9 protein-coding genes are annotated in these 12,658 nt (G+C 32.2%); 6 read left to right on the top strand and 3 right to left on the bottom strand.

All coding sequences use genetic code 11. The annotated features are described in order from the left end of the window. Nucleotides 1-117 precede the first annotated feature (117 nt). Nucleotides 118-1,623, bottom strand: coding sequence for a methyl-accepting chemotaxis protein (locus ACIQ56_RS08380; protein ID WP_397600620.1), 1,506 nt, complete (start codon nt 1,621-1,623; stop codon nt 118-120). A gap of 10 nt (nt 1,624-1,633) precedes the next feature. Next, complete coding sequence (locus tag ACIQ56_RS08375; protein ID WP_397600619.1) at nt 1,634-3,139, bottom strand: methyl-accepting chemotaxis protein; 1,506 nt, start codon at nt 3,137-3,139, stop codon at nt 1,634-1,636. Nucleotides 3,140-3,406: 267 nt separating this feature from the next. Between ACIQ56_RS08375 and ACIQ56_RS08370 the strand changes: the two genes are divergently transcribed. From ACIQ56_RS08370 to ACIQ56_RS08345, 6 genes are all read left to right on the top strand, one after another. After that, the gene (locus ACIQ56_RS08370) at nt 3,407-4,564 is read left to right on the top strand and encodes an acyl-CoA dehydrogenase family protein (RefSeq protein WP_397600618.1); all 1,158 of its coding nucleotides are present in this window, start codon (nt 3,407-3,409) and stop codon (nt 4,562-4,564) included. Nucleotides 4,565-4,603: 39 nt separating this feature from the next. After that, entirely contained in the window at nt 4,604-5,017 is a 414-nt protein-coding gene (gene yajC, locus ACIQ56_RS08365; protein ID WP_397600617.1) for a preprotein translocase subunit YajC, read from the top strand. A gap of 103 nt (nt 5,018-5,120) precedes the next feature. Next, nucleotides 5,121-6,911, top strand: coding sequence for a protein translocase subunit SecD (gene secD / locus ACIQ56_RS08360; RefSeq protein ID WP_397600616.1), 1,791 nt, complete (start codon nt 5,121-5,123; stop codon nt 6,909-6,911). 14 nt (nt 6,912-6,925) lie between these two features. Then, complete coding sequence (gene secF, locus ACIQ56_RS08355; RefSeq protein WP_397600615.1) at nt 6,926-7,981, top strand: protein translocase subunit SecF; 1,056 nt, start codon at nt 6,926-6,928, stop codon at nt 7,979-7,981. Continuing rightward, on the top strand, nt 7,982-9,769 hold the full coding sequence (recJ, locus tag ACIQ56_RS08350; RefSeq protein ID WP_397600614.1) for a single-stranded-DNA-specific exonuclease RecJ: 1,788 nt from the start codon (nt 7,982-7,984) through the stop codon (nt 9,767-9,769). Nucleotides 9,770-9,864: 95 nt separating this feature from the next. Further along, nucleotides 9,865-11,004: a hypothetical protein gene (locus ACIQ56_RS08345; protein ID WP_397600613.1), complete on the top strand. Its 1,140-nt coding sequence runs from the start codon at nt 9,865-9,867 to the stop codon at nt 11,002-11,004. Nucleotides 11,005-11,017: 13 nt separating this feature from the next. On the opposite strand, the gene ACIQ56_RS08340 is transcribed toward ACIQ56_RS08345, so the two are convergent. Next, the gene (locus ACIQ56_RS08340) at nt 11,018-12,337 is read right to left on the bottom strand and encodes a PP2C family protein-serine/threonine phosphatase (protein ID WP_397600612.1); all 1,320 of its coding nucleotides are present in this window, start codon (nt 12,335-12,337) and stop codon (nt 11,018-11,020) included. Nucleotides 12,338-12,658: the final 321 nt, after the last annotated feature.

Here is a 12,658-nt window from a genome sequence, read left to right as displayed (position 1 = left end):
ATCGCACTGCTTACTTCCACGCTGATGGCTAATCTTTACGTGGGTGAGATTCGCACTCACTGGTTCTTACGCACTTATCTTGGCGCACCATAAGCTTTCCTTAACTGGAGAATTCATTTATCTTGTTCCTACAGTAATTAAAAATTCTACATCCTTTGTTGTTTTGTCTAGCAAATCACTTTCTTTAACAAGTATTTTTGCGGACTCAGAAGATGTATTTACTGCTGCTTGGCTATTTTGCGTAGCTCTGTCAATATTTGTCATTGCCGTTGCAATTTGCCTAACACCAATTTCCTGCTCTCTAGTTGCATCGGATATTTGTAAAATAACTGAAGACATATTTGAAATATCTTCTGATATTTTTAGAAAAGACTTTTGAGCTTCGGCTGTTACCTTTTTTCCTTCATCCACTCTTTCTTTTGTAAGCCCTAAGATTGTGTTTACTTGTTCTTGGCTTGAAGTAATTAATTCATGAATTTCATTAGCCGATTTACCACTAATTTTAGCAAGATTTCCAACCTCTTCGGCAACAACGGCAAATCCTTTTCCATATTCACCTGCACGAGCCGATTCAATCGATGCATTTAAAGATAAAAGTTCCGTTTTAGAAACAATATCATTTATGACCGCTGTTTTCGTATTTATTTGGTTAATAATGACAGCAATATTTTGAAGCTGTGAGTTGGATTCTTGGATGGTTTCCATTGCAGATACAAGTTTTGTCATGGTGACTTGCCCTTCTTCTGCTTTTTCAGAAGCTCCTTTTGCAACTTCTGTAGACTCTTTTGCATTTTCTGCTGTTCTATTAACCATACTCGTAATTTCATTGATTGCTGCTGTGGTTTCATGAACAGAGGCTGCTTGTTCCGAAACAGAACTAGATAATGTTTGTGAATCATTTTTTAAATTAGTTGCAATTTCATGTGTTGTTACAGATTGTTCTTTTAAATTAGATACCGATTTTTTGATTGATTTTGTTGTTTTTCTAATAATTTTAAATATAATAATAGATAAAATAACAGAAAAAATAATAATAGTACTCATTATTGTATTGGTTAAACTTGTAAAATATTCTCCATTTTTAGTGGAATTAATAGCACCTTCTGAATTTAATTTACTTAATTTAATAAGACTATCATTTACCTTAAAAAAAATAGGTAATGTTTTATTTATATATTGCTCATAAGCTTCTTTTGAATTTTTCGTTTCTGCAATTTTTAAATCAGATTGAATATACTCAAAATTTAATTTCCAATTTTGTGTTAATTCATCAAGAATTATTTTTTCTTCATTATTAGCAACTAAGGATTTGTAACTTTCTAACTTTTCATTAAAATCTTTTATAAATCCATTAAATTTATTTTTATCTTCACTAATTTCTTCTGGCGTTTTATTTGTTGCATAATCTCCTATAATTAAAACATGTCGTCTTGTAATATTTCCAAAATTATCGGACATTCTTGAAATTGCTTTTATGCTTGGAAGCCAATTTGTTCCTGTTATTTGAGCAAAATCTTGTGATTTATTGATCATAATAATCGCATAAGTCCCAGCGATTAAAATTAAAATTAATAATATGCTAGTAGAAAGATTTAATTTTAAAGCGAGACTTTTTGATTTCATAAATAAAGCCTTATTCAGTAGAGCCCATAATCAAAATACTAACATCATGTGCTGTTTTATCTAATTTATCACTTTGTTCTACAAGATTAGAGGAAGACTCTGCTGTTGAATTCACAGCTGCTTGACTATTTTGTGTTGCTTTGTCAATGGAAGAAACAGCTGCTGATATTTGTCTTACTCCAATTTCTTGTTCCTTAGTTGCTTCAAAAATTTGTTGAATTACTTCTGACATTTTAATAATGTCTTCTGAAATTTTTATAAATGAATCTTGTGCTTCTGCAGTTACTTTTTTACCGCCTTCTACACGCTCTTTTGTAAGCTCAAGTATTTTATTCACTTGTTCTTGGCTTGTCGTAATTAATTCTTGAATTTCATTTGCAGATTTACCACTTATTTTTGCAAGATTTCCAACTTCTTCAGCCACTACGGCAAATCCTTTTCCATATTCACCTGCTCGAGCCGATTCAATGGAGGCATTTAAAGATAATAATTCAGTCTTGGAAACAATGTCATTAATGACAGCCGTTTTTGCATTAATTAGATTAATAATACCTGCAATATTTTGCAACTGGACATTGGATTCTTGTATTGTTTCCATTGCTTTTACAAGCTTATTCATTGTATTTTGACCTATTTCTGATTTTTCAGAAGCACTTTTTGCAACTTCTGTAGATTCTCGAGCATTTTCAGCAGTTCGATTTACCATGCTTGTAATTTCATTTATAGCGGCACTTGTTTCATGAATAGAAGACGCTTGTTCTGATACAGAATTTGCGAGAAGTTTTGAACTTGCTTTTAGGTTATTTGCAATTTTATTTGTTTCTACACTCTGTTTCTTTAAATTTTGAACTGCTTTTTCAATTAATTTAGTAGAAGAAATTATTATTTTAAAAATTAAAATTCCAATAAGAATTGAAACTAATATCGTAATTGCCATTGTGATGTTTGTTAAATTTGTTAAGTATGCCCCTTGTTTTGTCGAGTCAAGGCCTCCATTGTAATTAAAATCGCTTAGTTCAATTAAAGAAGCGCGTAACTTTAATACATTCGGTAATATTTTTTCACGATATAAATTAAAGGCGGCTAATCCACTACCCTTTTCTGCAATTGTTTGAGCTTCTTTCATTTGAGATTGTAGAATATTCCAATTTTCTAAACATTTATCATAAAATACTTTTTCGGCAGGGCCACTGACTAAAGGGGTATAAGCTTTTATATGTTCATCAAATGCTTTTATATAGTTACTTAATGATTCGGCACTTTTTGTTTTTGTTTTATTTGGAACATCATAAAACCAATCTAAGGTATAAGTGATAAGCCTTCTTGGAGCTATGGTCAAATCCCGATTTAACTCTCCAATAGCTACAATGCTAGGTAACCAATTTTTTCCCGTATCTTCCGCATATAAGTAAGTTTTGTTGATCATAAACATAGAGTAAATAGAAACACCAATAATTAAAATTAAAAGTGTTAATATTGAGACATTTAATTTAAAATCTAGACTTCTTGAACTCATATAATAAAGACTCCAGTTTACAGATCTTTCTTATAAACTAGTTGTCTATCGGTAAGGTTTAAAGTTTCTTTATAAAGTCAATTTTTAAACTATTTAATGGTTACCAAAATTAAAAATATTTTCCGACTACTTTTAACAAATCATTTGTGTATTTATCAAATAGGGTCTGTTTTTTAAGAAGTCTTGTTTTTGAGCTTTTTGCATTTGAAAGGGATTTAAGTTATGAACTGAAATGCTTTTCGCCATTATTTTTAGGAGACAGTCTTCATGCCACATCGTATTTCAAATCCATTAACATTATTAAATGATGATGAATCTTTATTTTACAACTCTGTTTTAGATTTTGCAAAAAAAGAAATCTCTCCCCTTGTTTCCCAAATGGATGAATCTGAAACTTTAAATCCATCTCTAATATCTAAAATATTTGATATGGGACTCATGGCAATTGAAGTTCCTGAAAAATATGGAGGTTCAGGCGCATCTTTTTTTCAAGCAATACTTGCTATAGAGGCTCTTGCACAAGTCGATCCCAGCGTAAGCGTTTTTGTTGACGTTCAAAACACGTTATTTGCAAATGCATTAATAAAATGGGCACCAGAAAATATCAAAGCAAAATACTTTCCTCAAATGGCTAAAAATAGAGTGAGTAGTTATTGTTTGACTGAAGCAAATAGTGGTTCCGATGCTTTTGCATTAAAAACTTCAGCAATAGATAAAGGAACACACTATGAGTTAAATGGAAAAAAAATATTTATAACAAATGCAAAAGAAGCAAGTTTGTTTTTGGTTTTTGCAAATGTCAATCCCGATTTGGGCTATAAAGGGATTACTGCGTTTTTTGTTGATAAAGAATTAGGAGGTGTTTCTTTAGGTCGCAAAGAAAGCAAGCTTGGAATAAGAGCTAGTAGTACTTGTGAAGTTATTTTTGAAAATGTAAAAGTACCTAAAGAAAATGTGATAGGTGAAATTGGAAAAGGATACAAAATTGCTATTGAAACTTTAAATGAAGGGCGCATCGGAATTGCTGCTCAAATGTTAGGCCTTGCAGAAGGGGCTCTCGCTGCAGCTGTAAATTATGCAAAACAGAGAGAACAGTTTGGCAAACCAATTGCTCATTTTCAAGGCGTTCAGTTTCAAATTGCAGATATGGCAATTCGTATTGAAGCATCCAAACTTATGGTTTATAATGCAGCTCGACTTAAAGATGCAAATTTGAACTTTGTAAAAGAAGCGGCTATGGCTAAAAGATTTACCAGTGAAGTAGCTGAGTTTGTGGCTAGTACGGCTCTCGAAATTTTTGGTGGCTATGGTTTTGTGAAAGATTTTCCCGCAGAAAAGTTTTATCGTGATGCGAAAATTGGCAAAATTTATGAAGGGACAACAAACATGCAGTTGCAAACTATCGCAAAGATGATACTAGATTAATCGTGTTGTTCTTTAGCTTTTATTGGAGTGATTCGATCAATGAAATTAAAATCTGTATTTTCAAATATAAGTAAAATCGTTCTTTCCTCTCTTTTTGTTACGCAAGTTTTTGCACAAACAGCTCCGCAGCAAGTGCCTGCGGGAGCTGCTGCTGCCGCAGCTCCACAAGGAGCGCCTGCTTGGATTAATTTTGCTTTAATGGGTGGAATTATTCTATTTATGTGGCTATTTGTTTTTCGTCCTCAATCAAAAAGAGCGAAAGAGCAAAAAGAATTTTTAAACTCTTTAACTCCAGGTGTAGAAGTAATTACAGCTGGTGGAATTATTGGTACTGTTATTGAAGTGAAAGAAAACATAGTTTCCTTAAATGTCGGCAATTCAACCATTCGTGTTGTGAAGTCTTCCATTTCGGGAAGGCTAGATTCTTCTTCATCCATCCCTGCTACAAAGTAAAATTGGTTTTGCTTCTTTTACGTAAAGATAAAACCGCCCGCTCAATTAAGGGCGGGCGGTTTTATCTTATAGGTTTTAAAATTGATACCCATTAGGTGAATTTATGCAAGACAAAATGCCAATGCCACCCGTTTGGTGGATAAAAAGTATAATCATTTTATGCGCTCTTATTTTCGGAGTTTTATATACTCTCCCTACTTTTTTCGGAAATCCCTCTGAGTGGCAAAGAGATGCAAATGGGGTTCCTGTAAAATGGCATGATCGTATTGCCGAAAACTTTCTCCCTTCTTCGCGTGTGAATTTAGGTCTCGACTTAAAAGGCGGACTTTCATTAACTCTAAATGTTGAAGTTGAAAAAGCGGTTCAAGACTCCATTATTCGTGCCATCACAAGAGCAAAAGAAACTATTTTAAATGAAGGAATTAAAACAGGATCTTTTAAAGTTAATGAAGATTTATCTGCTACTGTTGAAATAGAAAATTTAGCTCAAGTACAAGCTTTTCAAAAAAGAATTAATGAGCAAACTCTATTACTCTTATATGAAAAAACAATTGGTAATACTCTTTATTTTAGAGCAAACAAAACTTATGTTGCCGATTTCGAAAAACAATTAATGCAACAGGCAATCAATACGATTCGCAATCGTATTGATCAATTTGGTGTTTCTGAACCAAATATCTTTCAGGCAGGAAATACACGTATTGTTGTTGAATTACCTGGTATGTCAGACACGCAAAGAGCAAAACAACTTCTTGGCAATACCGCACAACTTGATTTTAGATTGGTTTTAAATTCAATTACTCAAGAACAACTTCCTGTTTTATTATCTGAGGCTAGAAAATCTTTAAAAATTTCTGAGGATGATACTCTACCTACAACCATTGAAACTTTATCACAATGGTTGCGCGATAATAATAAGCTTCCAAAAAATGCGACAATTATTTTAAAAAGAGTTTATGGACAAGGAGCTCAAGCAGGGAAAGTGATTTCTAATTTTCCATATTTAGTTGAATCACATGCTAAGTTAACAGGTGACTTAATAGAAGATGCGCAATCTGTTCAAACAGCAGAAAATTATATTCCACAATATTCTGTTTCTTTAAAATTTAAACCACAAGGTGCAAAACTTTTTGGTGAAATTACAACTCAGGCAGCGGATCCTAAAAATGCTCCTCATGAAGTCGCTATTATTTTAGATGGAAATCTTCAAAGTGCTCCTTATGTAAAAGCACCTATTACAGGTGGAAATGCATCTATTACAATGGGTAGCGGGATAAATATGGCTGAGCAAATGAAACAAGCTCAAGATCTCGCCTTAGTTTTACGTGCAGGCGCCTTGCCTGCTTCTGTTAAAGTTGTTGAAGAAAGACAAATAGGGCCAACAGAAGGTGCGCAAAATATTCATGCGGGTGTGATTTCTACAATAGTTGCGGCAATCCTTGTTGTAGTTGTGATGTTGATTATTTATGGTTTATCTGGTCTTGTTGCAAATGTTGCAATGGTATTTAATGTTTTATTAATTTTAGCATTTATGGCTTTGTTTGGAGCAACACTCACTCTTCCTGGTATTGCTAGTATTGTTTTGACAATGGCAATTGCGGTAGATGGAAACGTTGTGATTAATGAACGTATTCGTGAAGAAATTCGATCTGGATTTAATCAAAAGCAAGCTTTTTATAAAGGCTATACAACAAGTTTTAGAACATTAATTGATGCGCATATTACCTCTGCTGTCGCAGGTATTGTTCTTATGATTTACGGAAATCCAACGGTAAAAGGATTTGCAGTTACTTTACTCTGCGGTATCGTCTGTACTCTGTTTACTTCATATTACGTAACAGAAGTAATTGGACAATGGTTAGTTGAAAGAACAAAAATTAAAAGGTTTGGCTAAAGAGGAAAACGATTATGGCTTTTAAAATTGGAAATATTCAAGTTTTCCCGCACAATTATTATTTTGATTTTATGAAATGGAGAAAAGTAACTGTTGGAATATCTATTCTATTAGTAGTTGCTTCGCTCCTTATTATTGGCATTAAGGGATTAAATTATAGTATTGACTTCCTTGGTGGTGCGGAAATTCAAGTTAATATTTTAAATAAATCATTAACAAGAGAACAAATTAAAGAAGCAGTAAATAAAGAAGGTTTTGCGCATGCAGAAGTTACTGCATACGGAAACTTAGGTTCACGTAAAGACAATACGGAAGCTTATATCATTCGTATTCAACGTGAAAAAGGACAAGATGAAAATGCAACAACAAGTCGTGCAGATACTCTTGTAAATAATTTAAAGACGCAATTTGGTGCAGAAAAAATTCAAATTGCTTCGGTAACAAATATCTCTGGTAAGGTTGGAAAAGAAGATGAGTACAAAGGATATATGGCTTTGTTACTTTCTTGCATAGGGATATTAATTTATATCGCTTTTCGTTTTGATGCTCGTTTTTCACCTGGTGCTGTTCTTTGTTTAATTCATAACGTCATTATTGCGCTTGGATTTATGACTTTATTAGGTCGTCCATTTACTACGACATCCATTGCTGCATTTTTAACCATTGTTGGTTATTCTATTAATGACACGGTTATTGTTTATGATCGAATCCGTGAAACGCGCTTATATCAACCTAAAATGCCTATGATAGAAGTTGTGAATCGTAGTATCAGTCAAACAATGAATCGTACCATATTAACATCAACAACTGGCATTTTAGCTCTTTTAGTTCTTTCTATTATGGGTGGCGGATCTATTGAAGATTTTGCAATTACCATGTTGGTGGGTGTTATTGTCGGAACTTATTCCTCTATTTATGTTGCTGCACCTCTTACATTAATGATGGATAGTTACTTTAATAAACTTGGCTGGAAACAAAAAGATAATGCTGAAAAAGCAGTGGTTGAAAAACCTAAAGATTTTGCTCCACCAATAAATGTCAGAAAAAAGATTCCTCAGGAAAAAAAATAAATGGAAATAGATAATATTTCCCTTCTTAATAAAGACACAAGTAATTTTAAAAATAATTACTTGTGTTCTACAAGCCGTTACGTTTGGAAATTAAAAGAAATTATTGCTGAAAATTCAAGCCAACTAAACACTTATTTTAATAAAAAAAAGAATTATTTATTAGATGGAAAAGAGCCTACAGATGCTTCTTCTCTTCTTGCTTTATTGCCAGAACCCTGGATGTTCAAAGATATTCAAAAAGCTGCAGAACGAATTATCTTTGCCATTCAAAAATCAGAAAAAATTACTATTTTTGGTGATTATGATGTAGATGGGACAACATCTTGTGCTATGTTATCCAATTTTTTTGCTGAATTAGGTTATCCCGTTGATGTTTATATTCCAGATCGTATTTTAGAAGGTTATGGCTTAAATGTAATTGGGTTAAAAAAAATAGCATCGGATGGAACAAAAGTAGTTATCACGGTCGATAATGGAATATCTGCTGTTCAGGCTTGTGAAGAAGGTAACAAACTTGGATTGGATATTATTATAACAGATCACCATGATATCCCTCCAGTGTTGCCGAATGCATTTGCTATTTTAAATCCGAAACAAGAGGATTGTTTGTTTCCTTATCGCATGCTTGCAGGCGTTGGAGTTGCTTTTTATTTAATGATAGCAATTCGAATCATAATAAGAGAGCAAGGGCAAAAATGTGATATTAATTTAAAAAATTATCTTGATTTTGTTGCCATTGGAACCATTGCAGATATGGCTCCTTTAACAGGTGTGAATCATATTTTATGTAAAATCGGTCTTGAAGTTTTAATTCAAAATATCAAGCTTGGAAAACGAATTGGTATTCATGAATTGTTAAAATGTGCAGGATGGAAAGAACACACTAAAATTGACTCCGTAGATATTGGTTTTAAAATTGGGCCCAGATTAAATGCTGCTGGCAGACTTGGAAATGCTTTACGAAGTGTAGAAATATTGTCCACAAATGATTCCGACGCTGCTTATTCTATGGCACATCATTTGCACCAAGAAAATGCTGAAAGACAAACTTTAGAAAAATTATTTACTCAAGAGGCTCTTGATCAAGTCAATTTGTATAGTGAAATTCCTGATGCCTTAGTGCTCCATAAAGAAGATTGGCATCCTGGTGTTGTTGGTTTAGTGGCAACCCGAGTTTTAGATAAATTTTATCGCCCTGTTCTTGTTTTTGGAACGATTGATGGAAAATTAAAAGGAAGTGGTCGCTCAACGCATTCCTTTAATTTATTTTCTGTTTTAAATGAGGTTCGAGATCAATTTGTTTCTTTTGGTGGCCATTATCATGCGGTTGGTTTAACAATTCTTCCCGAAAAATTAGAATGGCTCAAAGAATATCTTGCAAATAAAGCAAAAGAGCTTATTTTAAGTAAAGATAAAGTGCCGCCTTTAAATATTGATGGCCTTTTGTCATTAGAGTCTATAGATTTAACATTATTATCAAAGCTTGAAGAGTTAGAACCCTATGGCATTGAAAACCCGCGAACAAAATGGCTTGTAGGCCCTGTTACGGTTGCTCATGTAAAGAGAATGGGAAAAGATATTTCTCAAAATCACGCAAAAGTGTTATTTTTAGAGCAAGGCAAAGAGTCCTGGTTAACAGCTTTTGGATTAGCAGATGTCTTTGAAGGATTTTTAGAAACAGGAATTGAAGTTCAGCTTGTGGTAGAAGCAAAATTAAGCAGCTGGAATGGTAAAATGTCAAAGGATATTCGAGTAATCGACTATGCTCCCGTAATCTTCACAACTTAACTTTGTATCTTTTTGCCTATTTGTGGAGTATACGGTACAATTGATAAGATGATTTCTATTTTATTTAGTTTATTATTTAAAAAGTGGACGAACCTATGATCCAGTCGCACCGAAATGATTTAGAACCTTGGTATGTTCGGAAAAAAAAATTCCAGAACACAAATACTTCAGGGAAATCTTTCAAAAAAACATCGAATGAAGAAGTTGAAAAAACGAGCCAAACTCGACAAATGCTTTTGGTGGTTTCTCATATTCTTTTAGTGTTGTTTTTTTCAATTTTTTCAGGTGTCCTTTTTACCCTTCTTTTTTTAGAATCATCCGTTTCAAATCGATTTACAATTATTCTTGTACTTGCCATTTTTTCCCTTTTATTTGCTGTTTTTCTTATTTTTAATAAAATTGGATTTATCTGTTCAAAGTTATCCAAAAGCAATGAAGAAATAAATAAAATATCTTTAGCTTTTAGGTATTTGCGTGGCCAAATTGAAGTAGAAGAACCTAGAAAAGGAATTCCAGCACCCGAAATGGCTCTTTATCAGTTTATTCAGCAGGTAAGAGCTTATGCTATGGAAAAAACATTTTTAAAACAAAAACAAGATAGACCTCAAGATGCGTTTTCAAATTTAAATGGTGCAGATCCTCATTCTTTATTAAAAAGAAGGTGGAATGACGTACTAGATAGTCTGAATGAATTTGAAATTTATTTGGCAAACGATCCCAAAGGTATTATTGAAAAACTTATTGTAAAATCCCCTCCTCAAAATATGGATGTTTCTCAAATTTTTAGAGACGTAGCCGAAACATTTGACACCACTTGGCGCCGTAAAGGAATAAACATTGAGCATGCAATTGTAACTCCATTAAAAGCAAATACGAATGAAGCTTTGTTACGTCGTTTGCTTGTTGGGCCTTGGCGTAGTTGTGTTTATTTTGCCAGAAGAGGCAACGGAGTTGTTTTTTCCGCTAAAAGTTTTGATGGTAAAATTACAACTCGTTGGGAATGTGAGGGTATGGCTTTCCCAGAAGAGTTTTTTGAATTGATAAAAAATAATCTAATCGATGTGAATGAGCGTATTGAAAAAGGGATGGCTATGATTGCTCTCGATCCCAATAGCCCAAATACTTTATTTGCATTAATTAGTTTTGTTACTTGGATTGATTTAGCAAATGTAGCTGGTTGTGATTATGATATCAAACAAGGATCCGAAGGTTTGGTTATCGAATTAAGACTTTAATTTTATAAAAATATTAATTTCTTTTAATTAATATAAATGTGATGTCATCTTTGATGGGTTGTTCTTCATAAAAGCTATATGCTTCATCTATTAATTTATCAACTATTGTTAATAAATCTGTATTTTTAAAATTATTTTTTTCAAAAAATTTCTTTAAATTTTTTTCACCAAAATCTTTATCTGATTTGTCGGTATTTGAGGTGAGGCCTGAACTAAATAAACAAATTAAAGAGTCTTCTTTAAGTTCGTATTCCATTATTTTAATTTCCTCTTCATGTTCATTATTTGAGGAAGGATTATGTTTTATTCCTAAAGTATGTCCTTTCGATTTAAATCTAGATATTTTAGTATCTCCTGCCTCTTTATAATTAATCAAATAAGGATAAGAATGCGCCGCATTAATAAATTTAACTCGATCCAAATTTTCATTAAAAATGAGAAGAGACATTGACATTTCCATATGATTTGTTGTTCCAATTTTTTGAATAAAGTCATTTAAATGTTTAAATATTTGAAGAAAATCATGTTTTTCAATAGATTTTTCATTTGATAATTCTTCAAAATATCTAGAAACAGCTGCTGCTATAATAGAACTTCCTGCATCATGACCTGTAACGTCGCCAATGAGAACTACTTTTGTTTTGTCAAATTCATAAATTCCCCACCAATCTCCGCCTTTGTCAATTGCACTTTGATAATAAGATGCAAGTTTAATTTTTTCTGTATTAAATTTATCAATATATTCTACTCTTGGCACAAGATTTCCTAATGCTCGTTGTGCAGATCTTACTTCAATATCTAAAATTTGTTTTTCATTCATCAAATGATAAAGTTTATTTTCGAGCTCTAAAAAAAGCTGTGAAACGGATCGGCTTAATGGTTTAAATAAAAATAAATGAATCAAAGCTAAGAGAAAAAGGAAAGAAAATAAAATAATATAGGTAACTGCAGTAATTCTTTTAGATTGTAATTCACTTTCATATGCGTATAAATTTACAGCTTTATCAAGATCAAGTAATAAACTATTTATTTTATATATATTATATTCTTTTAAAAAATCATTAAAATCATTTTTATTGGTACATGTTTCAGCTAATAAAGTGAATTCATTAACTCGTTGATATAAATTTGTTTTCCCAAGATATATTCGATCGAGCTCATTATTTGTTATTTTTTCAATTTTATCAGCTCTACTTCCATTCATTAAACTTTCATTTGATTTTCTCATTAATTGAATAGAATTTAATAAATCATTTTTGATTAAGTTTGAATTATCAATTGCTTTTTGGCCATTTAAGGTTTGAATTAACAGCATAATTCTTTGACTTAGCATTCTTTGTCTACCAGAAATATTTATGACCTTGCTAAAACTAGATTGGCTATCTATGAAGTCTTCTAAAACAAATTTAGATGCGATTGATAAAGATAAGATTAAAAATAAAGCAATAGAAGAAAATAAGATGATTTTTTTTTAATATAAATCCCATCTTTTATTTTTTTGGTAGGTAGAGACATGACTTTTATTTCCTTTCAAATAAAGTAATTCATTGATCCTCCCCTAAGAAAGTAGACACCCAGATCCGAAAAAAACTTATAGGAAAGAGGTGTTGAAATGGTGTTAACCAAAAGAAGGTATACAAGCGAATTCAAGCAA

Source organism: Silvanigrella sp., assembly GCF_044369315.1.
Taxonomy (GTDB): domain Bacteria; phylum Bdellovibrionota_B; class Oligoflexia; order Silvanigrellales; family Silvanigrellaceae; genus Silvanigrella.
Note: the sequence above shows the minus strand (reverse complement) of the source record. Positions and strands in the feature narration are given on the sequence as shown.

Coding starts and splice junctions, on each gene's coding strand:
- ACIQ56_RS08380 (WP_397600620.1), bottom strand. CDS start 1,623: ATGAAATCAAAAAGTCTCGCTTTAAAATTAAATCTTTCTACTAGCATA.
- ACIQ56_RS08375 (WP_397600619.1), bottom strand. CDS start 3,139: ATGAGTTCAAGAAGTCTAGATTTTAAATTAAATGTCTCAATATTAACA.
- ACIQ56_RS08370 (WP_397600618.1), top strand. CDS start 3,407: ATGCCACATCGTATTTCAAATCCATTAACATTATTAAATGATGATGAA.
- yajC (WP_397600617.1), top strand. CDS start 4,604: ATGAAATTAAAATCTGTATTTTCAAATATAAGTAAAATCGTTCTTTCC.
- secD (WP_397600616.1), top strand. CDS start 5,121: ATGCAAGACAAAATGCCAATGCCACCCGTTTGGTGGATAAAAAGTATA.
- secF (WP_397600615.1), top strand. CDS start 6,926: ATGGCTTTTAAAATTGGAAATATTCAAGTTTTCCCGCACAATTATTAT.
- recJ (WP_397600614.1), top strand. CDS start 7,982: ATGGAAATAGATAATATTTCCCTTCTTAATAAAGACACAAGTAATTTT.
- ACIQ56_RS08345 (WP_397600613.1), top strand. CDS start 9,865: ATGATCCAGTCGCACCGAAATGATTTAGAACCTTGGTATGTTCGGAAA.
- ACIQ56_RS08340 (WP_397600612.1), bottom strand. CDS start 12,337: ATGCTAAGTCAAAGAATTATGCTGTTAATTCAAACCTTAAATGGCCAA.